This window comes from Pseudomonas sp. COW5 (assembly GCF_026240005.1).
Lineage (GTDB): Bacteria > Pseudomonadota > Gammaproteobacteria > Pseudomonadales > Pseudomonadaceae > Aquipseudomonas > Aquipseudomonas kribbensis.
On the sequence record NZ_JAPHVP010000001.1, the window covers coordinates 3044404 to 3067814 of the forward strand.

General features: G+C 59.8%; 25 protein-coding genes. 14 read left to right on the top strand and 11 right to left on the bottom strand.

Annotated elements, in window-relative coordinates; genetic code table 11:
- Positions 1-26: 26 nt before the first annotated feature.
- The 8 genes from rpmJ to bfr all read left to right on the top strand — a co-directional run bounded on the left by rpmJ (position 27) and on the right by bfr (position 5452).
- The gene (gene rpmJ / locus OQ248_RS13880) at positions 27-143 is read left to right on the top strand and encodes a 50S ribosomal protein L36 (RefSeq protein ID WP_002555468.1); all 117 of its coding nucleotides are present in this window, start codon (positions 27-29) and stop codon (positions 141-143) included.
- Between the two features lie 130 nt (positions 144-273).
- Positions 274-630, top strand: a complete 357-nt coding sequence (gene rpsM / locus OQ248_RS13885; RefSeq protein ID WP_003186020.1) for a 30S ribosomal protein S13 — start codon at positions 274-276, stop codon at positions 628-630.
- 30 nt (positions 631-660) lie between these two features.
- Positions 661-1050 carry a 30S ribosomal protein S11 gene (gene rpsK, locus OQ248_RS13890; protein ID WP_002555466.1) on the top strand — a complete coding sequence of 130 codons (390 nt, stop codon included), beginning with the start codon at positions 661-663 and terminating at the stop codon, positions 1048-1050.
- A gap of 18 nt (positions 1051-1068) precedes the next feature.
- Positions 1069-1689 carry a 30S ribosomal protein S4 gene (gene rpsD, locus OQ248_RS13895; RefSeq protein WP_003176404.1) on the top strand — a complete coding sequence of 207 codons (621 nt, stop codon included), beginning with the start codon at positions 1069-1071 and terminating at the stop codon, positions 1687-1689.
- A 22-nt stretch (positions 1690-1711) separates the two neighbouring features.
- Positions 1712-2713 carry a DNA-directed RNA polymerase subunit alpha gene (rpoA, locus tag OQ248_RS13900; protein WP_003186012.1) on the top strand — a complete coding sequence of 334 codons (1002 nt, stop codon included), beginning with the start codon at positions 1712-1714 and terminating at the stop codon, positions 2711-2713.
- 42 nt (positions 2714-2755) lie between these two features.
- Positions 2756-3142 (top strand): 50S ribosomal protein L17, encoded by a 387-nt coding sequence (gene rplQ / locus OQ248_RS13905; RefSeq protein ID WP_007955635.1) that lies wholly within the window; start codon positions 2756-2758, stop codon positions 3140-3142.
- A gap of 238 nt (positions 3143-3380) precedes the next feature.
- Entirely contained in the window at positions 3381-4835 is a 1455-nt protein-coding gene (locus OQ248_RS13910; RefSeq protein ID WP_119428954.1) for a catalase, read from the top strand.
- A 149-nt stretch (positions 4836-4984) separates the two neighbouring features.
- Positions 4985-5452 carry a bacterioferritin gene (gene bfr / locus OQ248_RS13915; protein ID WP_265813099.1) on the top strand — a complete coding sequence of 156 codons (468 nt, stop codon included), beginning with the start codon at positions 4985-4987 and terminating at the stop codon, positions 5450-5452.
- A gap of 65 nt (positions 5453-5517) precedes the next feature.
- Here the strand turns inward: bfr and uvrA are convergent, their stop codons facing one another.
- Positions 5518-8352, bottom strand: a complete 2835-nt coding sequence (gene uvrA / locus OQ248_RS13920) for an excinuclease ABC subunit UvrA (RefSeq protein ID WP_119428953.1) — start codon at positions 8350-8352, stop codon at positions 5518-5520.
- Between the two features lie 191 nt (positions 8353-8543).
- Here uvrA and OQ248_RS13925 point away from each other — a divergent pair, with 191 nt between their 5' ends.
- From OQ248_RS13925 to OQ248_RS13935, 3 genes are all read left to right on the top strand, one after another.
- Complete coding sequence (locus OQ248_RS13925; RefSeq protein WP_119428952.1) at positions 8544-9941, top strand: MFS transporter; 1398 nt, start codon at positions 8544-8546, stop codon at positions 9939-9941.
- 9 nt (positions 9942-9950) lie between these two features.
- On the top strand, positions 9951-10469 hold the full coding sequence (locus tag OQ248_RS13930; protein ID WP_007966163.1) for a single-stranded DNA-binding protein: 519 nt from the start codon (positions 9951-9953) through the stop codon (positions 10467-10469).
- A gap of 268 nt (positions 10470-10737) precedes the next feature.
- The gene (locus OQ248_RS13935; protein WP_265813100.1) at positions 10738-11943 is read left to right on the top strand and encodes an acyltransferase; all 1206 of its coding nucleotides are present in this window, start codon (positions 10738-10740) and stop codon (positions 11941-11943) included.
- Positions 11944-12008: 65 nt separating this feature from the next.
- On the opposite strand, the gene OQ248_RS13940 is transcribed toward OQ248_RS13935, so the two are convergent.
- The 7 genes from OQ248_RS13940 to OQ248_RS13970 all read right to left on the bottom strand — a co-directional run bounded on the left by OQ248_RS13940 (position 12009) and on the right by OQ248_RS13970 (position 17164).
- Positions 12009-13166, bottom strand: a complete 1158-nt coding sequence (locus tag OQ248_RS13940; RefSeq protein WP_119428950.1) for a glutathionylspermidine synthase family protein — start codon at positions 13164-13166, stop codon at positions 12009-12011.
- On the bottom strand, positions 13166-13852 hold the full coding sequence (locus tag OQ248_RS13945; RefSeq protein ID WP_265813101.1) for a DUF1190 domain-containing protein: 687 nt from the start codon (positions 13850-13852) through the stop codon (positions 13166-13168). The genes OQ248_RS13940 and OQ248_RS13945 overlap by 1 nt, the downstream gene beginning before the upstream one ends.
- A 17-nt stretch (positions 13853-13869) precedes the next feature.
- A complete protein-coding gene (locus OQ248_RS13950) occupies positions 13870-14295 on the bottom strand; it encodes a DUF350 domain-containing protein (protein WP_085712345.1) in 426 nt (141 codons plus the stop codon).
- A 13-nt stretch (positions 14296-14308) separates the two neighbouring features.
- The gene (locus OQ248_RS13955) at positions 14309-14947 is read right to left on the bottom strand and encodes a DUF2491 family protein (protein WP_119428948.1); all 639 of its coding nucleotides are present in this window, start codon (positions 14945-14947) and stop codon (positions 14309-14311) included.
- Positions 14948-15070: 123 nt separating this feature from the next.
- Positions 15071-15769, bottom strand: a complete 699-nt coding sequence (locus OQ248_RS13960; protein ID WP_119428947.1) for a PspA/IM30 family protein — start codon at positions 15767-15769, stop codon at positions 15071-15073.
- Positions 15770-15786: 17 nt separating this feature from the next.
- Positions 15787-16455 (bottom strand): YjfI family protein, encoded by a 669-nt coding sequence (locus OQ248_RS13965; RefSeq protein WP_134828264.1) that lies wholly within the window; start codon positions 16453-16455, stop codon positions 15787-15789.
- A 154-nt stretch (positions 16456-16609) separates the two neighbouring features.
- Entirely contained in the window at positions 16610-17164 is a 555-nt protein-coding gene (locus OQ248_RS13970; RefSeq protein WP_265813102.1) for a cysteine hydrolase family protein, read from the bottom strand.
- Positions 17165-17265: 101 nt separating this feature from the next.
- Between OQ248_RS13970 and OQ248_RS13975 the strand changes: the two genes are divergently transcribed.
- The 3 genes from OQ248_RS13975 (at position 17266) to OQ248_RS13985 (ending at position 20297) form a co-directional block, all read left to right on the top strand.
- The gene (locus OQ248_RS13975) at positions 17266-18261 is read left to right on the top strand and encodes a GlxA family transcriptional regulator (RefSeq protein ID WP_265813103.1); all 996 of its coding nucleotides are present in this window, start codon (positions 17266-17268) and stop codon (positions 18259-18261) included.
- Between the two features lie 178 nt (positions 18262-18439).
- Entirely contained in the window at positions 18440-19549 is a 1110-nt protein-coding gene (locus OQ248_RS13980) for a DUF3182 family protein (protein ID WP_265813104.1), read from the top strand.
- On the top strand, positions 19539-20297 hold the full coding sequence (locus OQ248_RS13985) for an alpha/beta fold hydrolase (RefSeq protein WP_007955615.1): 759 nt from the start codon (positions 19539-19541) through the stop codon (positions 20295-20297). Before OQ248_RS13980 ends, OQ248_RS13985 begins: the two co-directional genes overlap by 11 nt.
- Here the strand turns inward: OQ248_RS13985 and OQ248_RS13990 are convergent, their stop codons facing one another.
- Genes OQ248_RS13990 through OQ248_RS14000 form a run of 3 tightly spaced genes read right to left on the bottom strand, consistent with a single transcriptional unit; the run spans position 20298 to position 23364 of the window.
- Positions 20298-21287: a lysylphosphatidylglycerol synthase domain-containing protein gene (locus OQ248_RS13990; RefSeq protein WP_265813105.1), complete on the bottom strand. Its 990-nt coding sequence runs from the start codon at positions 21285-21287 to the stop codon at positions 20298-20300.
- Entirely contained in the window at positions 21284-22570 is a 1287-nt protein-coding gene (gene clsB / locus OQ248_RS13995; RefSeq protein WP_265813106.1) for a cardiolipin synthase ClsB, read from the bottom strand. Before clsB ends, OQ248_RS13990 begins: the two co-directional genes overlap by 4 nt.
- Positions 22567-23364, bottom strand: coding sequence for an endonuclease/exonuclease/phosphatase family protein (locus OQ248_RS14000; protein ID WP_265813107.1), 798 nt, complete (start codon positions 23362-23364; stop codon positions 22567-22569). The genes clsB and OQ248_RS14000 overlap by 4 nt, the downstream gene beginning before the upstream one ends.
- Positions 23365-23411 lie beyond the last annotated feature (47 nt).

The following is a 23411-nucleotide window of genomic DNA, read 5'->3' on the forward strand; positions in this document are numbered from 1 at the left end:
TACCCATAAGGTTCGAGGAGTTGGTGATGAAAGTTCGTGCATCGGTGAAAAAGCTGTGCCGTAACTGCAAGATTATTCGCCGCGAAGGTGTTGTTCGAGTAATTTGCAGCGCGGAACCGCGTCACAAACAGCGCCAAGGCTGAGTGTGATTGTGCTTCAAGCCCGGCAGCTAGTGCGCTGCCGGGTTGATTATTTGTTATTACAGCGATATTATCTCGCGCCCTATTTCTTGGCTTCCGGGGCGTAGGTAGCTGTCAATTGGAGTCCCACTGAATGGCCCGTATTGCAGGCGTTAACATTCCAGATAACAAGCATACTGTTATCTCGCTGACCTACATCTATGGTGTTGGTCGCACTACTGCGCAGAAAATCTGTGCAGTGACTGGGGTAAACCCAGCAGCAAAGATCAAGGATCTGAGCGACGAGCAAATTGAACAGCTGCGTGGCGAAGTGGCGAAGTTCACCACTGAAGGTGACCTGCGTCGCGAAATCAACATGAAAATCAAGCGCTTGATGGACCTCGGTTGCTATCGCGGTCTGCGTCATCGTCGTGGTCTGCCAGTACGCGGTCAGCGTACCAAGACCAACGCGCGTACCCGTAAAGGTCCGCGTAAGCCGATCCGCAAGTAATCGCCCCAGCGAATCGACAGGAATTTAATCATGGCAAAACCTGCTGCTCGTCCTCGTAAAAAAGTTAAAAAGACAGTGGTTGATGGCATCGCCCACATCCATGCCTCTTTTAACAACACCATCGTGACCATTACCGACCGTCAAGGTAACGCTCTTTCCTGGGCTACCTCCGGTGGTTCGGGTTTCCGCGGTTCCCGCAAGTCCACCCCGTTCGCTGCTCAAGTAGCTGCTGAGCGTGCTGGTCAAGCTGCGCTGGAATACGGCCTGAAAAACCTCGACGTAAACGTCAAGGGCCCAGGTCCAGGTCGTGAATCCGCAGTCCGCGCTTTGAACGGCTGTGGCTACAAGATCGCCAGCATCACCGACGTGACGCCAATCCCGCACAACGGGTGCCGTCCGCCGAAGAAGCGCCGCGTGTAATCCAGGAGATTGTAAAGAATGGCTCGTTACATTGGTCCAAAATGCAAACTCGCTCGTCGCGAAGGCACCGATCTCTTCCTGAAGAGCGGCGTGCGCGCGATCGAATCGAAGTGCAACATTGAAGCAGCACCTGGTATCCACGGCCAACGCCGCGGTCGCCAGTCCGACTACGGCACCCAACTGCGTGAAAAGCAGAAGGTCCGTCGTATCTACGGCGTTCTCGAGCGTCAGTTCAGCGGCTACTACAAAGAAGCTGCTGGCAAGAAAGGTGCAACCGGTGAAAACCTGCTGCAACTGCTCGAATGCCGTCTGGACAACGTCGTATACCGTATGGGCTTTGGTTCGACTCGTGCCGAATCCCGTCAGCTGGTATCGCACAAGTCGATCAGCGTTAACGGTCAGACCGTAAACGTTCCTTCGTACCAGGTTCGTGCTGGTGACGTGGTCGCTGTTCGCGAGAAAGCAAAAAATCAACTTCGCATTGTCCAAGCTCTCGATCTGTGTGCTCAACGTGGCCGCGTAGAGTGGGTAGAAGTAGACACTGAGAAGAAGTCGGGCGTTTTCAAGAACGTTCCTGCTCGCAGTGATCTGTCCGCCGACATCAACGAAAGCCTGATTGTCGAGCTCTACTCCAAGTAAGGGCTAGAAAATAGGTGCATCCATGCAGATTTCGGTAAATGAGTTCCTGACACCCCGCCATATTGATGTGCAGGTTGTCAGTCCAACCCGCGCCAAGATCACTCTCGAGCCTCTCGAGCGTGGTTTCGGCCACACCCTGGGCAACGCGCTGCGCCGCATCCTGTTGTCCTCAATGCCCGGCTGCGCAGTAGTCGAGGCCGAGATTGACGGTGTGCTCCACGAGTACAGCGCCATCGAAGGTGTACAGGAAGACGTAATTGAAATCCTGTTGAACCTTAAAGGTCTGGCTATCAAGCTGCACGGCCGTGACGAAGTTACGCTGACCTTGTCGAAGAAGGGTTCGGGGGTGGTTACCGCTGCCGATATTCAGCTGGATCATGATGTCGAGATCGTTAATCCCGATCACGTAATCGCTAACCTGGCGTCTAACGGCGCCCTGAACATGAAGCTCACCGTAGCTCGTGGTCGTGGTTATGAACCAGCCGACTCGCGTCAGAGCGATGAAGACGAAAGCCGCAGCATCGGTCGCTTGCAGCTTGACTCTTCGTTCAGCCCGGTTCGCCGTATCGCATACGTGGTGGAAAACGCCCGTGTCGAGCAGCGTACCAACCTGGACAAGCTGGTTATTGATCTGGAAACCAACGGTACTCTGGATCCTGAAGAGGCTATCCGTCGTGCTGCAACCATCCTGCAACAGCAGTTGGCTGCGTTCGTCGACCTCAAGGGTGACAGTGAGCCAGTGGTTGTCGAGCAGGAAGACGAGATCGATCCGATCCTGCTTCGCCCGGTTGACGATCTGGAACTGACTGTACGTTCGGCTAACTGCCTTAAGGCGGAAAACATCTATTACATCGGTGACCTGATCCAGCGCACCGAAGTAGAGCTGTTGAAGACTCCGAACCTGGGCAAGAAATCCTTGACTGAAATCAAGGACGTTCTGGCCTCCCGCGGTCTGTCCCTCGGCATGCGCCTCGACAACTGGCCGCCTGCAAGTCTTAAGAAGGACGACAAGGCGACTGCCTGATCGTCGTAATCACCGAACGTAGTGTTTGGTAAGGAATGAACCATGCGTCATCGTAAAAGTGGTCGCCACCTGAGCCGCACCAGCTCGCACCGCAAGGCCATGTTCCAAAACATGGCAGTGTCGCTGTTCGAGCACGAGCTGATCAAAACTACTCTGCCAAAAGCCAAAGAACTGCGCCGCGTTGCCGAGCCGCTGATCACTCTGGCCAAGACAGACAGCGTTGCTAACCGTCGTCTGGCTTTCGACCGTACTCGTTCGAAAGCTATCGTTGGTAAGCTCTTCAACGACCTGGGCAAGCGTTACGCTACCCGTGAGGGTGGCTACCTGCGCATCCTCAAGTGCGGTTTCCGCGCTGGCGACAACGCGCCTATGGCGTACGTCGAACTGGTTGATCGTGCTGTCGGCGGTGAAGCTGTATCCGCTGAGTAAGACGTCAGTCTGAAACAAAGAACCGGGCCTAGTGCCCGGTTTTTTGTGCGCGTAAGAAATGCACCGTTCGTACAAGCTTCTACCCTGTTTGGGTCTGCACTATGTGCTGGGTTTTGTCGTTAGTTATTTTCTATTGATGGCCATGAGTTAATGAATTTGTGGCTGTCATATTGATGATCGATACTCCCCAACAAGCCGATTAGCCGGCAGTTCAAGACTGACAGAGGAAGAAGATCGCATGAGCCAGAACAAGACGCTTACGACTGCCAGCGGTGCGCCAGTCGCCGATAACCAGAACTCTCGCTCCGCCGGGCCGCGCGGACCGTTGCTGCTCGATGACTTTCATTTGATCGAGAAGCTTGCTCACTTCAACCGCGAAAACATTCCTGAACGCCGTGTGCATGCCAAGGGTTCGGGCGCCTACGGCACCTTCACCGTCACTCGCGATATCACGCAATACACGAGCGCCAAGCTGTTCTCCGCTGTAGGTAAGCAGACGCCGACTTTCCTGCGATTCTCCACAGTGGGCGGTGAGCGTGGCTCGGCCGACACCGAGCGCGACCCTCGCGGTTTTGCCCTGAAGTTCTACACCGAAGAAGGCAACTGGGACATCGTTGGCAACAACACACCCGTGTTCTTCATTCGTGATCCGCTGAAGTTTCCTGACTTTATCCACACCCAAAAACGCCTGCCGCAGAGCAACCTGAAAAGTGCGCAGATGATGTGGGACTTCTGGTCGCACTCGCCCGAGGCGCTGCATCAGGTCACCATTCTGTTCTCTGATCGCGGTATCCCGGATGGCTACCGTCATATGCACGGCTTCGGTAGCCACACTTACAGCTTGATCAGTGCTCAAGGCGAGCGTCACTGGGTGAAGTGGCACTACAAGACCAAGCAAGGGATCAAGAACCTCGCGCCGGCAGATGCGGCACGCCTGGCGGGCACTGATCCGGATTACGCGCAGCGCGACTTGTTCGAGGCTATCGAGCGTGGTGACTTCCCGAAATGGAGCGTGTGCATCCAGATCATGACCGAGGCCCAGGCCGCGGCGCATTACGAGAACCCGTTCGACGTGACCAAAACCTGGTCGCAGAAGGAGTTCCCGCTGATCGAAGTCGGTGAGCTGGAGTTGAATCGCAATCCGCTGAACTACTTTGCTGAAGTCGAACAAGCCGCGTTCGGCCCAAGCAACATGGTGCCAGGTGTCGGCCTTTCGCCGGATCGCATGCTGCAAGGTCGCGTGTTCGCTTATGCCGATGCGCATCGCTACCGTGTAGGCACCAATCACCAGCAACTGCCGGTAAACGCCCCGCGCAGCCCGGTCAACACCTACCAGCGGGATGGCTCGATGGCATTCGGCAGCAACGGTGGTGCGGCACCCAACTACGAGCCGAACAGTTACGTGGAGTCGCCGAAACAAGCGCCGCACTACGCCGAACCTGCACTGGCCTTGAGCGGTTCAGCTGATCGCTACGATCACCGCGAAGACACCGACTACTACAGCCACGCGGGTGCGCTGTTCCGTTTGATGAGCGACGAGCAGAAAGCCTTGCTGGTCAACAATATCGCCGGTGCGATGGCCGGTGTTTCGAGTGACGTGGTGGACCGTCAGTTGCAGCATTTCTACAAGGCTGACCCGGCGTACGGAGAGGCAATCGCAAAGCTGCTCAACGTACAGCTTAACGAAGTCTAAACGAGAAGCAGAACCGCCCTCATTGGGGCGGTTTTTGCGTTATTTAACCTGCTTTTCTCAGAATATCTTCGCTTTTATTGCGCGAAGTAAGTGACCTTGCGGTCATGTTGGTTCAAACTACAGACTTTCAAGAAGGGAGATGTAGGGCGATGCAAGGCCACCCAGACGTTATCGATTACCTCAACACGTTGCTGACCGGCGAACTGGCCGCGCGTGACCAATATTTCGTTCACTCGCGGATGTATGAGGACTGGGGATTCACCAAGCTCTACGAACGAATCAACCACGAGATGGAAGAGGAAGCCGGTCACGCCGACGCGCTGATGCGCCGGATTCTGATGCTCGAAGGCACGCCGCGCATGCGTCCGGATGACCTGGACGTCGGCACCACGGTGGAGACCATGCTCGAAGCGGATCTGCGCCTCGAGTACAAGGTTCGTGCCGCACTGTGCAAAGGCATCGAGCTGTGCGAGAAGCACGGCGACTACGTCAGTCGCGATATCCTCAAACTTCAGTTGCACGACACTGAAGAAGATCACACCTACTGGCTTGAAAAGCAGTTGGGCCTGATCAAGTTGATCGGCATTCAGAACTACCTGCAACCTCACACATCCTGATTGCGTCAGATACAAAAAAGCCCCTGTCACTGATGAAGTGACAGGGGCTTTTTCATGCCCGGCAATCAGGCCCGATCGCGGATCAGCAGTGGCTTGAGGTAATGACCGGTGTGAGATTGCTTCATCTCGGCCACTTCCTCCGGCGTACCGGTCGCGATGATCTGCCCGCCTTTCGAACCACCCTCGGGTCCGAGATCCACCAGCCAGTCGGCGGTCTTGATCACGTCGAGGTTGTGCTCGATCACTACCACGGTGTTGCCGTGGTCGCGCAGGCGATGCAACACATCGAGCAGTTGCTGGATGTCCGCGAAGTGCAGACCGGTGGTCGGCTCATCGAGGATGTACAGGGTCTTGCCGGTGTCACGCTTGGACAGCTCGCGGGACAACTTGACCCGTTGCGCCTCACCACCGGACAGCGTGGTCGCCGACTGCCCAAGCTTGATGTACGACAGGCCCACATCCATCAATGTCTGCAGCTTGCGCGCCAGCGCCGGCACCGCGTCGAAGAACTCCCGCGCTTCCTCGATCGTCATCTCGAGGGTTTCGTGGATGCTCTTGCCCTTGTATTTGATTTCCAGGGTTTCGCGGTTGTAGCGCTTGCTCTTGCACACATCGCACGGCACGTAGATATCCGGCAGGAAGTGCATTTCCACCTTGATCAGACCGTCGCCCTGGCAAGCCTCGCAACGACCGCCCTTGACGTTGAACGAGAAACGCCCCGGGCCATAACCACGGGAGCGGGATTCCGGCACACCGGCAAACAGCTCGCGGATCGGTGTGAACAACCCGGTGTAGGTCGCCGGGTTGGAGCGCGGTGTACGACCGATCGGGCTCTGGTCGATATCGACGACCTTGTCCAGGTGCTCCAGGCCCTTGATGCTGTCGTGAGCTGCCGCTTCCAGTGTGGTCGCGCCATTGAGTGCCGTGGCGCTCAACGGGAACAGCGTGTTGTTGATCAGCGTCGATTTGCCGGAGCCGGAAACACCGGTCACGCATGTCAGCAGGCCGATCGGGATCTCGAGGTCGACATTGCGCAGGTTGTTGCCCCGCGCGCCTTTGAGCGACAGCACCTGTTTCTTGTTGCGCGGCGTGCGTTTGGCCGGCACTTCGATCTTGACCCGACCCGACAGGTATTTGCCGGTGAGCGAGTCCGGGTGCGCCATGACTTCATCCGGCGTGCCTTCGGCGACGATTTGCCCGCCATGAACGCCGGCACCCGGGCCGATATCCACTACGTAGTCAGCCAGGCGGATCGCATCTTCGTCGTGCTCGACCACGATGACCGTGTTACCGATATCGCGCAGGTGCTTGAGGGTGCCGAGCAGACGGTCGTTGTCACGCTGGTGCAGGCCGATGGACGGCTCATCGAGGATGTACAGAACCCCGACCAGTCCGGCGCCGATCTGGCTGGCCAGACGAATCCGCTGGGCTTCGCCACCAGATAACGTGTCCGCACTGCGATCCAGCGACAGGTAATCCAGCCCCACGTTGACCAGGAACTGCAGACGCTCACGGATTTCCTTGAGAATCTTGTCGGCAATTTCGCCACGGCGGCCGGTCATCTTCAAATCGCCGAAGTAGTCGCAGGCATCACCGATCGGCAGGTTGGTCACCGCCGGCAGGGTTTTCTCGCCAACCCACACGTGCCGCGCTTCGCGACGCAGGCGGGTACCGCGGCAATCCGGGCAGGACTGGGTGCTGAGGAACTTCGCCAGTTCTTCACGCACACTGGCCGACTCGGTTTCGCGGTAGCGGCGCTCGAGGTTCGGCACGATGCCTTCGAACGGGTGCGAACGCTTGACGATGTCACCCCGGTCATTGAGGTATTTGAAGTCGACGTTCTGCGAACCGCTGCCATGCAGAATGTATTTCTGCTGATCCGCCGGCAGTTCGTTGAACGGCTGCTCCAGGCTGAAGCCGTAATGCGCAGCCAGTGAGCCAAGCATCTGGAAGTAATAGACGTTGCGCCTGTCCCACCCACGTATTGCGCCTTCGGCCAGGGTCAGCTCACCGTTGACCAGACGCTTGATGTCGAAGAACTGCTTCACCCCCAGACCGTCACAGGTCGGGCAGGCGCCGGCCGGGTTGTTGAAGGAAAACAGCTTGGGTTCCAGCTCGCTGATCGCGTGGCCGCAGATCGGGCAGGCGAAGCGCGCGGAGAAGATCATCTCTTCGCCAGGCTCGTCATCCATCGGTGCTACGAGAGCGATTCCGTCGGCCAGTTTCAGTGCGGTCTCGAAGGACTCGGCCAGACGCTGCTGCAAATCTGCGCGAACCTTGAAGCGATCAACCACGACTTCAATGGTGTGCTTTTTCTGTTTATCCAGCTTTGGCAGCTCGTCGAGCTCACAGAGCCGGCCGTTGACCCGGGCGCGGACGAAGCCCTGGGCGCGCAGCTCTTCGAACACCGAAAGATGTTCACCCTTGCGCTCACGGATCACTGGCGCCAGAAGCATCAGCTTGCTGCCTTCCGGCTGTGCCAGCACCAGGTCAACCATCTGGCTGACGGTCTGGGCTTCCAGCGGAATGTCGTGATCCGGGCAGCGCGGCGTACCGACGCGCGCATAGAGCAGGCGCAGGTAGTCGTAGATCTCGGTGATGGTACCGACCGTGGAGCGCGGGTTGTGCGAGGTCGACTTCTGTTCGATGGAGATGGCCGGCGACAGACCTTCGATGGTGTCGACGTCGGGTTTTTCCATCATCGACAGGAACTGCCGGGCATAGGCCGACAGGGATTCGACATAGCGGCGCTGACCTTCGGCGTAGAGCGTGTCGAAGGCCAGGGACGACTTGCCGGATCCGGACAGGCCGGTGATGACGATCAGTTTGTCCCGTGGCAGGGTCAGGTCGATGTTCTTCAGGTTGTGGGTACGGGCCCCACGTATCAGGATCTTGTCCAAAGTGGCCTCGCTCGGCGGGCATCGAAAACACAGGAGTATACGGCCAAATACTGGATGGATGCACACTATCGAATGAAGGGTTTTTCGCCTTACATGAAGAGAGTTTCATCTGTACGTGGCAAAGCGTCGCGATATACCCCGTCTTTCGATGGGACTGGTAGAATCGCCGCCGGTTCACACGAGGTTTTTCCATGCACGATCCCCACAGCGAACGCATGAGTGGCAGCGAGACCCGCGCGGCGAGCGGTCTGGCCCTGGTGTTCGCCTTCCGTATGCTTGGCATGTTCATGGTGCTGCCGGTACTGGCGACCTATGGCATGGATCTGGCGGGAGCGACCCCGGCCCTCATCGGGCTGGCGATTGGCGCTTACGGCCTGACCCAGGCGATTTTCCAGATTCCGTTCGGGATCATTTCCGACCGTATCGGTCGTCGCCCGGTGATTTACCTGGGGCTGATCGTCTTTGCCCTCGGCAGCGTGCTGGCGGCTCAGGCCGACTCGATCTGGGGCGTGATTGCCGGCCGGATCCTGCAGGGTGCCGGCGCGATTTCCGCAGCGGTCATGGCACTGCTTTCCGACCTGACCCGCGAACAGCACCGCACCAAGGCCATGGCGATGATCGGCATGACCATCGGCCTGTCGTTCGCGGTGGCCATGGTGGTCGGTCCGCTGCTGACTCGCGCATTCGGTCTTTCCGGCCTGTTCCTGGCCACCGGCGGCATGGCGCTGGTGGGGATCGTGATCGTGCTGTTCATGGTGCCGAAATCCACCGGGCCGCTGAGTCATCGTGAGTCTGGCGTGGCGCGTCAGGCGTTGATGCCGACGCTCAAGCACCCGGACCTGCTGCGCCTGGATCTGGGCATTTTTGTGTTACATGCGATGTTGATGTCGAGCTTCGTCGCGCTGCCCCTGGCCCTGGTCGAAAAAGCCGGGCTGCCCAAGGAACAGCACTGGTGGGTCTACCTTACTGCCTTGCTGATCTCTTTCTTCGCCATGATCCCGTTCATCATCTACGGCGAGAAGAAACGCAAAATGAAACGAGTTTTGCTCGGCGCCGTCATGACGCTGATGCTCACTGAGCTATTCTTCTGGCAGTTCGGTGACAGCCTGCGGGCTCTGGTGATCGGGACGGTGGTGTTCTTTACCGCGTTCAATCTGCTGGAAGCTTCGCTGCCGTCGCTGATCAGCAAGGTTTCACCGGCAGGTGGCAAGGGCACGGCCATGGGCGTGTACTCCACCAGCCAGTTCCTCGGTTCGGCACTCGGCGGGATTCTTGGCGGCTGGATGTTCCAGCATGGCGGTCTGTCGGTTGTGTTCCTCGGATGTGCCGGGCTGGCTGCCATCTGGCTGGCCTTTGCTGTTACCATGCGCGAACCACCCTACGTGACGAGCCTGCGCTTGCCGTTGTCGCCCGAGGCGATCCGCGAAGCGGGTCTGGTCGAGCGCCTCAGGGCCCTCGTAGGGGTAACAGATGCAGTGATAGTCGCCGATGAAGCGGCTGTTTACATCAAACTGGATAAAGAATTAGTGGATCGCGACACCCTCGAACGCCTGGTGAACAACCCGGCCGGGGCTGCTTGCGAAGCCTAGGAGAACGTTATGGCCCGTGGGGTTAACAAAGTCATATTGGTCGGCACTTGCGGCCAGGATCCCGAAGTTCGCTACTTGCCTAACGGTAACGCCGTGACCAACCTGAGTCTGGCAACCAGCGAACAGTGGACCGACAAGCAGACCGGTCAGAAGGTCGAGAAGACCGAGTGGCACCGTGTATCGATGTTCGGCAAGGTTGCCGAAATCGCCGGCGAATACCTGCGCAAGGGTTCGCAGGTGTACATCGAAGGCAAGCTGCAGACCCGCGAGTGGGAAAAAGACGGCATCAAGCGTTACACCACCGAAATCGTGGTCGACATGCAAGGCACCATGCAACTGCTGGGTGGCCGTCCACAACAGGGCGACCAACAAGGCGGTGGCAACAACTATCAGCAACAGGCGCCACGCCAGCAGGCTCCGCGTCCGCAGCAGTCGGCTCCTCAGCAGCGTCCGGCCCCGGCTCCACAGCAGGCCGCGCCGCAGCCAGCTCCGGATTTCGACAGCTTCGATGACGATATCCCGTTCTGATCGAAGTCGCTGAACCAGGCCCGGTCTGGATTCGAAGCCCCCGCATTGCGGGGGCTTCGTCGTTTTGGCGGTTGCACACGGCTTTGGGATGTTCGTGAACTGACTGAACAGTCCCGGCGCTCAGGGCGGTAAAGTTTCGCGAAGAGTCTTGAAGGCAGCGGCAAGCCGATCCATGATCGGTCCCGGCGCTTTCGAGCCCGTCCATTTTTGCAAGAGCGGGCTCCCCGGCATCGGGCGTCAGTTCTCATCACAAGAACAAGAGAAACCGATGAGCAGTAGCAAGAACAAGGAAATCGAGTACCTGCGCGGTGTGGCCATCCTGATGACGGTGTTTACCCACAGCACGCAGCTACTGCCATTTCATGGCGCGTTCATGGAAAAGCTGTTCAACGTGTATTCCCCCTGGTCAGGGGTGGATCTGTTCTTCTGTATTTCAGGTTTTGTCGTCAGCAAGGCCTACCTCGACTATTTCGACAGCAACCGCGAGCAGAGCCGCTTCGGTCTCGCCGCAACGTCATTCTGGATTCGACGGGCCTACCGCCTGCTGCCCACTGCCTGGCTGTGGGTGCTGATACCGTTGGTATTCTCGATCTTCTTCAACCAGTCCAATGCGTTCCAGTCGTGGTTCGACAATGTGCGCAGCTTCACCGCCGTCGCGACATTCACCGGTAATCTGGCGAACCAGTACGGTGCGATCCTGGGTCCAAACTCGGTGTATTGGAGCCTGGCGCTGGAGGAGCAGTTCTACTTCATTTTTCCGCTGTTCCTGCTGTTGATCACTTCGACACGCTGGCGGGTGATCGCCTTGATCACGCTGATCGCCGTGCAGTTTCCGCTGGATCGCAATGCCTTTGGCGCAGCGCCGGCCAGCATGCTGTTTTCGTTCCGCCTTGACGCCATGATGTGGGGCATCTTGCTCTGCTTGTTCACGCGCACATCCTTGTACAAGGACATCGAACCTGTGGCGTTGGGGGGCAGCCTGATCAAGCGGCTGGGTATCACGCTGTTCCTGCTGTACATGTTGGGCGCCATTGCCGGTCAGCTCATCGCAACACCGATCGCGGTCGGGCTGTTGGCTATCAATGCATTGATCCTTGTCTGGCTCTCCAGTTACCAGAAGGGCTACATCTACTGCCCGGCCATCTTGAGCGGGCTCGGCCAATGGCTGGGTTCGCGTTCCTATGCCTTGTACGTCGTGCACGTATTTGCCTACCACTTGAGCACCGAGATCTGGACGCGTGTGGCCAGCGAGCGTGGCGTCGAGCTGGGCAGCGGATTCACGGTTCAGCTGTTGCTGACGTCGTTCGCGATCATGGTGGTGTGCAGCGAGTTGAACTATCGTTTTGTCGAAACCCCATTGCGTCGTCGCGGTGCGGAAATCGCGCGGCGGAGAATGGCCGGGGTCATCACCGCCGAGCCAGTCAAGGAAAAGCCTGCGTCCGAGGTGCCGGCGCGCACGACCGAGCTGTCGTAACCGACGCCGGAAACGAAAAACCCGTAGCGCGCAAACGCTACGGGTTTTTTATTGCCAGCCTCGAATCAGTCAAGAATCAGGTGCGGTAAAAAACGGCTCGAGTCCTTGGTGATCAGACTGTTGTCTTCGCGCACGCCGATTCCTGCGGCCTGGTCGCCAATCACCCAGGAACCAATCAGCGTGTAGCTGTCATCGAACCTTGGCAGTGGCGCAAATTCCTGCAGGATGAAGGGCGCATCCGTGTAGGGACCATCCTCTTTGACGATCAGACCCTCGGCAGTTTGCAGCTCGATGTTGGCACCTTCCCGGGAGAAGTACGGTTTGCGTACCCAGCCTTTCGGCACTGCGCTGCCCGGATTCGGATCGAGATGAGCGGCCAGCAGATTCGGATGGCCTTTGTGCATTTCCCAAAGCAGGGGCAGGGCGCCTTTATTGGAGAGAATGGCCTTCCATGCCGGTTCGAAAAACTGCGTATCGCAATCGGCGATGGCTGCGCCGAACGGCTCGTGGAAGATGAACTCCCAGGCGTGCAGCTTGAACAGATGCGGGATCCAGCGATCTTCGAGATCGACGAAACGTCCTTCGGTTGTCAGGCCGATGTCTTCGATATCGATGTGCCGTGATTCGATGCCGACCTTTTCCGCGATCAATCGCAGGTAGTCCGTGGTGCCCTTGTCCTCGACCGAGCCTTTCATCGAGGCAAAGTAGAACGGGCGCTTGAGCTTCAGCGCGGCAAAGGCCTCATGCAGGCGGGTGTCGATGCTGTTGAACTGGTCGGCATGGCGCGGCAGCATCCCGCGCTCGATGCACTGCTCAAGCCAGCCCCACTGGAATGCGGAGGCCTCATAAAGACTGGTGGGCGTGTCGTAATTGAGCTCCAGCAATTTCGCCGGGCCGTTGCCGCTGTAGGAGAAGTCCATGCGTCCGTACAGATGCGGATGACCTTCCAGCCAGGACGTTCGGATCATGTCGTAGTACGGCGCGGGGATGCTCAGGCGATCGAGCAGTTCTTCACTGCGCACGACCCGGTCCACCAGGTCCATGCACATCTCGTGCAGTTCGGTGGTGGGATCCTCGAGATCGTTCTCGATCTGTGCAAGCGTGAACTGATAGTACGCGCGCTCGTCCCAGTAGGGCTCGTCGTCGATGGTGTGAAACAGAAAACCGAGGCTTTCGGCCGTCTGTTTCCAGTCGTGGCGCTCGGCGCAATGGATCTTCTTCATCAGCTGCTCGAACTGCCCCAGCCGCCCCAACCGCTGCGTGCGCTGGACTGGCTGCCGAAACCGCCACGGGAAGTAGAGGACGCCACGTTGACCGATTTGCTTCGAGAGCTGGTGTAGTCCGAATCATTGCGGCTGGTGCGTGTAGATTCGATCCGCCGGTTCAGCGTCGAAGTGTCGTACGTCTGGCGCGTATCGCGATCGCGATAAACCGTCCGCGAGTTGTTGCTCATGGCGTTACCGATCAGCCATCCGGTGAGCCAGCCGTTGCTCGATCCGCCACCGCTGGAGACGTGGGTCGTGTTCTGGGTGGTCTGCACTGGCTCGGCATTGCCTTCCGGCATCTGCGCATTGGCAATTGCATCGAGGTTCTGTGCCGGCTCGGTGTTTTGCGGCACCTTGAAACCACCGAGCTTCGGCACAAAGCGGCCGTCGGAATTTTTCTGACACCAGCCAGCGGCAAAGTCCGCGTCGCACTTCGCTTTGTCGTCATAAGCCGGGGCGATGCGCCGGTGTTCGGCCAGGGCTGCGACGTAGGCATTCGAGCAGGCATCGGCAGCCACTTCGGCGTCGACGCACTGTTCCACGCTCTGGAAGGTGTGCTGTTGTTCCTGGGCGGCTGCTTCACCGGAAATCGCCAGGGCCACCGAAGCGGCGAGGGACAGTTGAACGTACTTGCTTCGTTTCATCTCGGGCTTCCTGCCGATCAGTAGGACGGGGTCATGCACGCGGCGTTGAGCATGCCGACGCTGATCGCCACCGCAGCGACGTAGATGCCGGCGGCAACTTCGCCGTTGGCGATGCGCTGGGACGTGCCTTTGAGCACCAGCCCGGTGGCCAGGAATGCCAGCAGTTGCACCGCAGCGGCGATCACCGCCCAGAGGACGAAATCGAGGACGTTGATCGAGTGGGCGATGATGTTGCTCGCCGGGATCGCGAAACCGATGATCGCGCCCGACAGAGCGATGGCAGCAGCGTTGTTGCCGCCGCGAATCAGTTCGAATTCCTTGTGCGGCGTGATGCGGGTGTAGACGAACTGAAACAGCATGAACAGCAGCACGGCGCCGATCAGATAGGCGGCGAAACCGACGAGCGCGGCCTTGTTCAGGGAAACGGACAGCACTTCCAGCATGGGGAACTTCCTTTTAAATGGTGCTCAGATCGGTGGTGTACAGCGAGATGCCCAGCGATGTGCTCAGGCTGACGGTGCCTTCTTCGTCCTGTTCGACGGAGAACAGCAGCAGTTCGCGGCGGTCGGTCAGGCCGGTTTCCCGGGCGTACAGCATCGAATGGTGTTCGATGGTGTAGGACTCGTCGGGATTGACCACTTGTTCGGTGAGCGGGACCAGTTCGGTCTGGCCGCGTTCGGTGCCCCATTCACGGGTGAAGGACACGCCGTCATGGGTGTAGGCCGGCAGGCCGATCAAACTGTTCGGGCCCGCCAGGCGCTGCAGTTCGGCGTCACTGTTGACCGTGACATAGCTGACGTAATTGAACAGCGTCACCGATTCGATCTGATCGTCGCCGGTGACGTGGACCTGCAGCCAGAAATCTTCGTTGTCCAGGTAGTAGCGATACAGCTTGTTCGACTGGCCGAGGTCGATCCAGCCGGCGCTCCAGATGGCCTGGGCATCGGGGACCCGGACCGAGGTGCTGCCGTCGAGCAACAGGGCGAGGGTCGTATCGAAACGGATCGCCTTGCCCTGCGCCAGGCCCAACGGGCCGCTGGCCGCCTCGCGTGCAGGTGCCGAGCCGGTGCCGAGCAAGTTCTTTAACCATCCCATGGGTACATTCCTTGAAGCGGGTGGAGGTGTTCGTTGGCAAAACGCCGCTAGTGTACCGGCCTCGTGACAAACGAGCAGGCAAAAAAGAAGGGCACCCGGTGCCCTTCCTTTAGCTGGCTGCCCTTACTGGGTCGACTTCTGCTTCAGACGCTCAAGGATCGCGTTGGCGCTGCCCTCGTTCGGCGTGATGCCGGCGTCGCGCAGCTTGCGCTCCAGATCGTTGCCGGTCGTGGCATCGGCCAGTTCGTCCTGAGCGTTCAGCTCGGCGGCGCGCTGCTTTTGCTTCTCTTGCAGACGGTTCAGGGTGCCGACTGCGGTTTCCAGCTTGCCGTTGGCGCCGCCGCTGGCGATGGATGCGCTGACCTGGGCTTTCTGCACGCTTTCACGGGCCTTGGCCATGTCCACTTGCTGACGCAGGCTTTTGATCCGCGCTTCGGCCTTGTTGATGTCCTTGCGCATGTTGTCGGCGTAGGTGCCGAACTCGTCGCTCTGGGCCTTCTCGGTGGTCAGGTCGTTGGTCAGGGTCGAAATCGCTTCGGCCACTTCCATCGCCAGATCTTCACGGCCGGCGTTCAGTGCGGAGACAGCCTTGGCTTCCAGGTCCTTGATCTTGGCGTCGTACTCGCTCACGCGGTCGGCGGACAGTTTGTGCTTGGCCATGATGGTGACCAGTTCGCGACGGGCGTTGGACAGGGCGCTGTCGGCGTCACGGATTTCCTGATCGAGGATGCGCAGGGCCTGTTGGTCGACGATTGCTTCGCCGACTTCATTGGCGCCGCCGCGCAGTGCGGTGAACAACTTGTTCCAGATGGACTGAGTCATTGGACTTTCCCTGTTGATTACTTGAAGAAGTGTTCGAAGGCTTCGCTGGCGCGCTGCACGTTATCGACCAGGGTTTTCACCTCGGTGACCACGTTGGTCAGGCTCGAATCCGCACTCAGCGCGCCGAACATGTTGTAGACGGTCTGGCCGTTGGGCATGGTTTCGATGCCGATCGACGACAGCGGGAACATTTCCCGGCTGCGCAGTACCGCGTCGTTGAAGGTGCGCACGTCGGTGATCGAATCGATGTCCACCAGCACGGTGTCGACGATGATCTGCTGACCGGCGATGGCGATGTGAATCGGCAGGCCGCCGAATTCGTTCATTTCCAGCTTGAGGCTGGGTTCGGCGCTCTGGATCAGGGACAGCGTGATCTCGTGCGACGCCACCTCGTCCAGTGCCTTGAAAGCGTTGTAGAGGCTATCGATGTTCCAGTTGTTGCCTGCGCTCATGTAATTCTCCGACATGAAAGAGCCAGCCAGAATCGGTTGGCGTAGCTGTTGCTCCATTTGCTTGAGCAAGCTTCGGTTTTCGGGAAGCACCCAAGTTTCGTGTTTCACATAACCGGCGGCAGCCAGGCCCGCGCGCATCTGCTTCATATAGAAGCTCGACGGTTTTTTCGCGGACGTTGTCGAGCGCACTCCCTTCGGGCTCTCCGATTTTGTTGCAGGGGAGCTGCTTTTCATGGCGATGACTCCGTTATGAACATCTCACGCGTGAGCCACACTACAACCAATTCAAAGTGCCATCAATGGCTCACGCGTGAGATTTTTTCAGCGCACGAAAAAAGGCCCGCAGCGGGGCGGGCCGGTCTTTCTTGCGGGCGGTTGCTTATGAGGATCAGCGGGTGGGCACGAGGAACTCGTCTGCCGAGACCACACTGGCGTAGGCAAACCCCAGCGAGGACATGAAGGCGGCGTGTACCTGGGCCGCCGGCACGGTCAGGCCATTGAATTCCAGGTCGCGGGTGGCGCAGGCATCGTGGATCACCGTGACGGTGTAGCCCAGATCCGCTGCAGCCCGGACCACGCCGTCGATGCACATGTGGCTCATGCTGCCGACCACCACCAGTGCCTTGATGTCTTGCTCATCGAGGATCGACTGCAATTCGGTTTCGCGGAACGCGTTGACGAAGTGTTTGAGCACCACCGGTTCATCGGAGCGGTTGAGCACTTTGGGGTGCAGCTTTGCGCCCTCGGAGCCCGGGGTAAAGAACGGGGCATCCGCCGAGGTGAATTCGTGACGGATATGGATCACCGGATCGCCCGCTTCACGGAACGCGGCGATCAGTCGGGCGGCGTTGTCGGCAGCGGCGTCGACGCCAGCCAGCGGCCACTTGCCTTGGGGGAAGTAGTCGTTCTGGATATCGACTACGATGAGCGCTTGCCTGGCCATGGGTGTTTCCTCGAAGTGTTTGTTGGGAGTGGAATCAGTATCGGCGCCCGCTACGTCTTCGAGGATTGGCCGCACCGACAATAGACAGGGGAAAACTGACAATGGGTGTTGAAACGGCCGTTGCCGAGCTGGGTGTGCTGATTTATCCCGGCGCGCAAATGGCGGCGGTGCATGGTTTGACCGACCTGTTCGGCGTGGCCGACCGGATCGCGGTCGAACATCAGGCCGCGCAATTGCCGCGACTGCGGGTGAGTCACTGGCAGGTCGAGAACGAGCAGGCACCGGTCAGGGTTTACGACAGTCTTCCCGCTGAAGAAACGGGGTTGCTGGCGGTGCTGATTCCGCCGTCGATCGCCGGGTTCAGTGCAGAGCAGGCATCGCCGGGATTGCTGCAATGGCTGTGCGACCAACATGCTCGCGGTGCGACGCTGGGCGGCGTTTGCGTGGGCTCGTGGTTGCTGGCCGAAAGCGGTCTGCTCAACGGTCGCAGCGCCACCACTCACTGGACCTCGGCCAAGGCCTTTGCCGAGCGTTATCCGCAGATCAGACTCAAGGCCGACACACCGATTGTCGACGACGGCGACCTGATCACCACTGCCGGGTTGATGGCCTGGTCGGAGCTGGGGCTGCGGCTGGTCGATCGTTTATTGGGGCCGAGCATCGCCAGCGCTACCGCGCGTTTCCTGGTGATGGAACACAGCGACAGCGCCAGTGCCTGCGGCAGCAACTTCGCACCGATCCTCAACCATGGCGACGCGTCGATTCTCAAGGTCCAGCACTGGCTGCAGAGCACCGGAGCAACTGACGTATCGCTGGCCTCGATGGCCGAGCGCTCGGGGCTGGAGGAGCGCACGTTCCTGCGACGCTTTCGGGCCGCGACCGGCCTGAAACCCACCGAATACTGTCAGCACCTGCGGGTCGGCAAGGCCCGGGAGATGCTCGAGTTCACCAACGGCACCATCGATCACATTGCGTGGACGGTGGGGTATCAGGATCCGGGAGCCTTTCGCGCCATCTTCAAGAAAATCACCGGGCTGGCGCCGAGTGACTACCGCAATCGGTTCGGCGTGACCCCGCCGACCGCGCTGGCGAGATAGCACCACGCGGTCGTGCAAAATACCGCGGCCGTGGCGGCCATCGTGCAGATTGAAACGGGCTCAACGCCAGTACGAAAAGGCTAATCGTCTGATTCGCAAAGGGTTTGGCGTTGCCGTCGTTTGGCCTGATCTCTGCACTCTCTGACCTACATTCACCGATCCGCTGGAAGGGGGACGCATGACCCCGACACCTCGCAACAGAATAGTGGTCGCCCATTCCGTACGCCCCGACGCGCCGCAACACGAAGTGCAGACCAACAAGGCGCTGGCCCGCTGGCTGGCGCAGATTCTCGGACTGAAATTCGGCGGCAGCTACGACGCTCAAAAGCATCGCGGTCGTGACCTGTATCTGCTACCGACCCAAACCATCGTCGGCGCCGCCAAGGCCCATGAACTGGGCATCAAAGGCCCGGAGGATCTGTGGGGCGGTTTCGTCGAGCACGATTTCATCTGCACCAAAGCCATCAGCCATGGCTTGCGCAGCCATCAGGCCAAAGCACCGCAAGGCTGGTCGCCGCTGTTCTCCGAACGCACGCGTAATGTCGTGCTCGACGGGCTCAGCGTGTTTGATCTGAAAGATGCACGACCCGCCGCCGAACATCTGCTGTACAGCGGCCCGATCCGTCTCAAACCAATTCATGCGTGCGCCGGCCGCGGACAGGAAGTGATCAAGAGCCTCGACGCTTTCGACGAAATCGTCACTCGCCCGGACATTGCAAAACAGTTCAGCGAAGGCGTGGTGCTGGAGCAGGACCTGAGCCAAGTGGTTACCCACAGCGTCGGCCAGTCGTTCATCGGCGACCGGGTCCTCAGTTACTGCGGTGATCAATACTTGACCGAAGACGCCCACGGCGAAGAGGTCTATGGCGGCTCGAACCTGCTGGTGGTGCAGGGCGGTTATGACGACTTGCTGAAACTGAAACTGCCGGACGATGTGCGGCTGGCTATCGAACAGGCGCAGGTGTTCGACCGGGCAGCGGATGAAGCCTATCCACGGTTCTACGCCTCTCGGCGCAACTATGACATCGCTCAAGGTCTGGACAGCGAAGGCCAGCCGCGCAGCGGCGTGCTCGAACAATCCTGGCGCATGGGCGGCGCCAGCAGCGCGGAAGTGGCGGCGTTGCAGAGTTTCATCAACGACCCGTCGATGCGCGCGATCCGCGTCTCGTCGGTGGAAACCTACATCGACCAGGCCCTGCCCGCGGATGCCATCGAGGTCTATCGCGGCCCGGCCGAGAACAGCGACTTTCTCCTCAAATACGTAACGGTCCAATCCTATGACGGCTAGAAGCGAAAGCATTCAGATCGACATTGATGACGAACAGATGAGCGGAACCTTCCTCAGTCCCAAATCGAAAGTGCCCGGCGTGTTGTTCGTGCACGGCTGGGGCGGCAGTCAGGAGCGGGACCTGGAACGGGCCAAAGGCATTGCCGGCCTGGGCTGTGTGTGTCTGACGTTCGACTTGCGCGGACATACCGGCGGCACCGGCATTCCGTTGAGCCGGGTGACCCGTGAAGACAACCTGCGTGACCTGCTCGCAGCCTACGACCGCTTGCTCGCCCACCCGGCGCTGGACACTTCGGCCATCGCGGTGGTCGGCACCAGCTACGGCGGTTATCTGGCCTCGATCCTCACCTCATTGCGCCCGGTGCGCTGGCTGGCGCTGCGGGTGCCGGCGCTGTATCGCGACGAGCAATGGCATACGCCCAAGCGCGATCTGGACAAGGCCGACCTGCGCGATTATCGCGGCACGCTGGTGCGGGCCGACAGCAACCGGGCGTTGCATGCCTGCTCGCAATTCACCGGCGATGTGCTGCTGGTGCAATCGGAAACCGACGACTACGTGCCTCACGCGACGATCATGAGTTACCGCGCCGCGTGCCAACAGACTCACTCGCTGACCCACCGCATCATCGACGGTGCCGACCATGCCCTGAGCGATCCGACTTCGCAGCAGGCCTACACCTCAATCCTGGTCGACTGGATCACCGAGATGGTGGTGGGCGAACGCTTGAGCATCATTCAGTCGCGCTGATCACGGCTTGGGTTTCTTCTCGATCCGCAACGCCTTGGCCTTGGCTTCCACCACCAGGTACATCACCACGGCGATCAGCAGCGGCAGCAGAAAATAGATCGCCCGATAGGCCAGCAACCCCGCCACCAGACTGCCCCGGGAAGCCTCGTGTTGCAGCAGCGCCACGAACACCGCTTCGAGCACGCCGAGCCCGGCGGGGATGTGAGTGATGACCCCGGCAATCGCGCTGATCAGCAGCACGCCGAGCACCAGCGGATAGTCGAGCTTGCCCGGCAGCAAAGTGAAAATCACCGCCGCCATCAACGACCAGTTCAGCGCGCCGAGCAGCAGTTGCAGGACCGCCATGCGCAGCGACGGCAGGTTGATTTCCACTCCGCGAATCGACCACTCGCGCCGCCGGGAAAATTGGCACGCAACCAGGTAACCGAGGCTGATCAACAGCAGCAAAACGCCAATCCCCTGCAACGCATCGCTGCTGACCTTCCAGCCCGGCGGCATGCGCACCAGCCCGCTGCTGAACACCGCGCCAGCGATAGTCATGTAGCCGAACCAGTTGGTTGCAAGGCTCAGCCCGAGGATCTTGGCGATGTTGCCTTTGCTCACCCCGAGTCGTGAATACAGCCGATAGCGCATGGCAATCCCGCCGACCCAGGCGCTCAGATTGAGGTTGAACGCGTAGCTGATGATGCCCACCGGCAGGATCTGTTTCCACGTCAGGTCCTGGCGGATGTAAGTGCGGCCGATCAGGTCGAAACTGGCGTACACCAGAAAGCTCAACAGCGTCAGGCTCGAAGCGATGATCAGTGTGCGCACCTTGAAGTCGGCGAGGGTTTGCAGCACTTCAGTCCATTCGATGCGGCTGGCGAACATTGTCAGCAGGACGATCAGCGCGAGGAAAAACAACAACGTCAGCGGACGCTTCCAGCGGCTCCAGCGAGAGGTTGCGGCTGGCGGCGAATGCGTTGCGGACTGAGCATCGGAGCGACTCATGACGGCTCGCTCCCGCGCTTGCCGATGAAGGGTTTCAAACGGGGTTTATGCGCGGGCAGCCAACCGGCCATCGCTGGAAAGTGGCGCAGGAAGTGAAACACCAGAAAACCCACGGTCATGTGCCAGATGCGCCCGCGCGGGGACTTGCTGGCGTCCATCGTTTTGCAGTGGTTGTTGCTCAGATCTTCGAGACGTTCAAACAGATGAGCATTGAAGGCCCGGTCGCGGATCAGCACGTTGGCTTCCAGGTTCAGCGACAGGCTTAGCGGATCGAGATTGCTCGACCCGACTGTGCTCCATTCCTCATCCACCAGCGCGACCTTGCCGTGCAGCGGCCGCTGGCAATATTCGTGGATCTGTACCCCGGCCTTGAGCAGGTAGTCGTAGGTCATGCGCGCCGCGAGCTTGGCCACCAGCATGTCCGGCTGGCCTTGCAGGATCAGCCGCACATCGACACCGCGCCGGGCCGCGTTGCGCATCTCGCGCAGCAAGCGATAACCGGGGAAGAAATAGGCGTTGGCGATCACTACCCGGCGTTTCGCGCGCCGCAACACCTGCAGGTAAACCTCTTCGATATCGGTGTGATGCCGGTCGTTATCGCGGAATACCAATCGCACCTGACCGTCGTGCTCGGTGAAAGCCATCTCCGCCCGACGCTGGCGCCGGCGTTGCCACCAGAAGCGTGCCCGGCCGGGGCGACCGCTTTGCAGCAGGGCGAAATGATGGATGTCGGCCACCGCCGGGCCCTGAACTTCCACGGCGTAATCCTGCTTCGCCTCCGGGCCGAAATCAGCGAGATGATCGCCGGAGAAATTGATCCCGCCAATGAACGCAATCAGCCCGTCGACCACCACGATCTTGCGGTGCAGGCGGCGGAACCAGTTGGTGCGAAACCCCAGGCGTTTCGGTGCAGGGTCGAAGATTTGCAGGTGAACACCGGCCTCGCTCAACGCGGTGAGATACCCGGTGCTCAATTCTCCGCAGCCGAAGCCGTCGAGGCTGACAGTGGTGCGGACGCCGCGTCGGGCAGCGTCGATCAGAATCTGCTGCAATTCGTTGCCGACCTTGTCTTCGAAAACAATGAAGGTCTCCAGCAGGATTTCACTCTTCGCCGCGCGCATGGCGGCGAAGACTCGCGGGAAGTATTCCTCGCCGTTTTCCAGCAGCTCGACACGGTTGCTTCCCTGCCAGCCATAGTCGACATCGACGTGACCGGGTTCGCGGATCGGCGGGGTGATGGTGATCGGTTCCACGGCGGATTTTTCCAGCGGCGCGCTGCTCATAGTTCGATCTCCACGGACAGTGGCACGTGGTCGGACAGGTGCGACCAGGGTCGGTTGGCAAGGACCTTCGGCTCGCTGGCCTTGAGGTTACGCACGTAGATCCGGTCCAGCCGCAACGCCGGCCAGCGCGCCGGAAAACTGCGCGCCGGCTTGCCCTGATGGTCGGCAAACACTTCCCGCAGGCCGCAGGGTTCAAGCAATGCATCGGCGCGCTGGCGCCAATCATTGAAGTCGCCGGCGACGATGACCGGTGCATCGTCGGGCAGGTTGGCTAGGCGTTTTCGCAGCAGTTTCAGCTGTGCGTTGCGATGACTTTCACGCAGGCCCAGGTGCACGCAGATCGCGTGCAGTTCGCGATCATCTCCCGGCAGGCGCAGGACGCAGTGCAACAGGCCACGGTTTTCGTGGCCGCTGATGGACACGTCGAGGTTGTCGTGGCGCACGATCTGGAATTTCGACAGCAGCGCGTTGCCGTGATCGCCCTCCGGGTACACCGCATTGCGCCCGTAGGCGAACTGCGGCCACAGGCTGTCGGCGAGGAACTCGTACTGCGGCATGGTCGGCCAGTTGTTGTAGCGCTTGGGATGGTGTTCGTGGGTGCCGTGCACTTCCTGCAGAAACACCACGTCGGCGGACACACTGCGCACCGCTTCGCGCAGTTCGGGGAGGATGAAGCGGCGGTTCAGCGCGGTGAACCCCTTGTGGGTGTTGACCGTCAGCACCGTGAAGCGGCGCACCGTCGTGATGACGCTGGCCTGTTCGTCGGTGACGCCGACCGGCTCGGGAATGCTCATGACGGCATGCCTGCCGAGGTGTGGCGCTTGCTGCGCCCAGGTGGGCC

Excerpts from the sequence above, each read along its gene's own strand:
- rpmJ (WP_002555468.1), top strand. The coding sequence starts at position 27 with ATGAAAGTTCGTGCATCGGTGAAAAAGCTGTGCCGTAACTGCAAGATT.
- rpsM (WP_003186020.1), top strand. The coding sequence starts at position 274 with ATGGCCCGTATTGCAGGCGTTAACATTCCAGATAACAAGCATACTGTT.
- rpsK (WP_002555466.1), top strand. The coding sequence starts at position 661 with ATGGCAAAACCTGCTGCTCGTCCTCGTAAAAAAGTTAAAAAGACAGTG.
- rpsD (WP_003176404.1), top strand. The coding sequence starts at position 1,069 with ATGGCTCGTTACATTGGTCCAAAATGCAAACTCGCTCGTCGCGAAGGC.
- rpoA (WP_003186012.1), top strand. The coding sequence starts at position 1,712 with ATGCAGATTTCGGTAAATGAGTTCCTGACACCCCGCCATATTGATGTG.
- rplQ (WP_007955635.1), top strand. The coding sequence starts at position 2,756 with ATGCGTCATCGTAAAAGTGGTCGCCACCTGAGCCGCACCAGCTCGCAC.
- OQ248_RS13910 (WP_119428954.1), top strand. The coding sequence starts at position 3,381 with ATGAGCCAGAACAAGACGCTTACGACTGCCAGCGGTGCGCCAGTCGCC.
- bfr (WP_265813099.1), top strand. The coding sequence starts at position 4,985 with ATGCAAGGCCACCCAGACGTTATCGATTACCTCAACACGTTGCTGACC.
- OQ248_RS13925 (WP_119428952.1), top strand. The coding sequence starts at position 8,544 with ATGCACGATCCCCACAGCGAACGCATGAGTGGCAGCGAGACCCGCGCG.
- OQ248_RS13930 (WP_007966163.1), top strand. The coding sequence starts at position 9,951 with ATGGCCCGTGGGGTTAACAAAGTCATATTGGTCGGCACTTGCGGCCAG.
- OQ248_RS13935 (WP_265813100.1), top strand. The coding sequence starts at position 10,738 with ATGAGCAGTAGCAAGAACAAGGAAATCGAGTACCTGCGCGGTGTGGCC.
- OQ248_RS13940 (WP_119428950.1), bottom strand. The coding sequence starts at position 13,166 with ATGAAGAAGATCCATTGCGCCGAGCGCCACGACTGGAAACAGACGGCC.
- OQ248_RS13945 (WP_265813101.1), bottom strand. The coding sequence starts at position 13,852 with ATGAAACGAAGCAAGTACGTTCAACTGTCCCTCGCCGCTTCGGTGGCC.
- OQ248_RS13950 (WP_085712345.1), bottom strand. The coding sequence starts at position 14,295 with ATGCTGGAAGTGCTGTCCGTTTCCCTGAACAAGGCCGCGCTCGTCGGT.
- OQ248_RS13955 (WP_119428948.1), bottom strand. The coding sequence starts at position 14,947 with ATGGGATGGTTAAAGAACTTGCTCGGCACCGGCTCGGCACCTGCACGC.
- OQ248_RS13960 (WP_119428947.1), bottom strand. The coding sequence starts at position 15,769 with ATGACTCAGTCCATCTGGAACAAGTTGTTCACCGCACTGCGCGGCGGC.
- OQ248_RS13965 (WP_134828264.1), bottom strand. The coding sequence starts at position 16,455 with ATGAAAAGCAGCTCCCCTGCAACAAAATCGGAGAGCCCGAAGGGAGTG.
- OQ248_RS13970 (WP_265813102.1), bottom strand. The coding sequence starts at position 17,164 with ATGGCCAGGCAAGCGCTCATCGTAGTCGATATCCAGAACGACTACTTC.
- OQ248_RS13975 (WP_265813103.1), top strand. The coding sequence starts at position 17,266 with ATGGGTGTTGAAACGGCCGTTGCCGAGCTGGGTGTGCTGATTTATCCC.
- OQ248_RS13980 (WP_265813104.1), top strand. The coding sequence starts at position 18,440 with ATGACCCCGACACCTCGCAACAGAATAGTGGTCGCCCATTCCGTACGC.
- OQ248_RS13985 (WP_007955615.1), top strand. The coding sequence starts at position 19,539 with ATGACGGCTAGAAGCGAAAGCATTCAGATCGACATTGATGACGAACAG.
- OQ248_RS13990 (WP_265813105.1), bottom strand. The coding sequence starts at position 21,287 with ATGAGTCGCTCCGATGCTCAGTCCGCAACGCATTCGCCGCCAGCCGCA.
- clsB (WP_265813106.1), bottom strand. The coding sequence starts at position 22,570 with ATGAGCAGCGCGCCGCTGGAAAAATCCGCCGTGGAACCGATCACCATC.
- OQ248_RS14000 (WP_265813107.1), bottom strand. The coding sequence starts at position 23,364 with ATGAGCATTCCCGAGCCGGTCGGCGTCACCGACGAACAGGCCAGCGTC.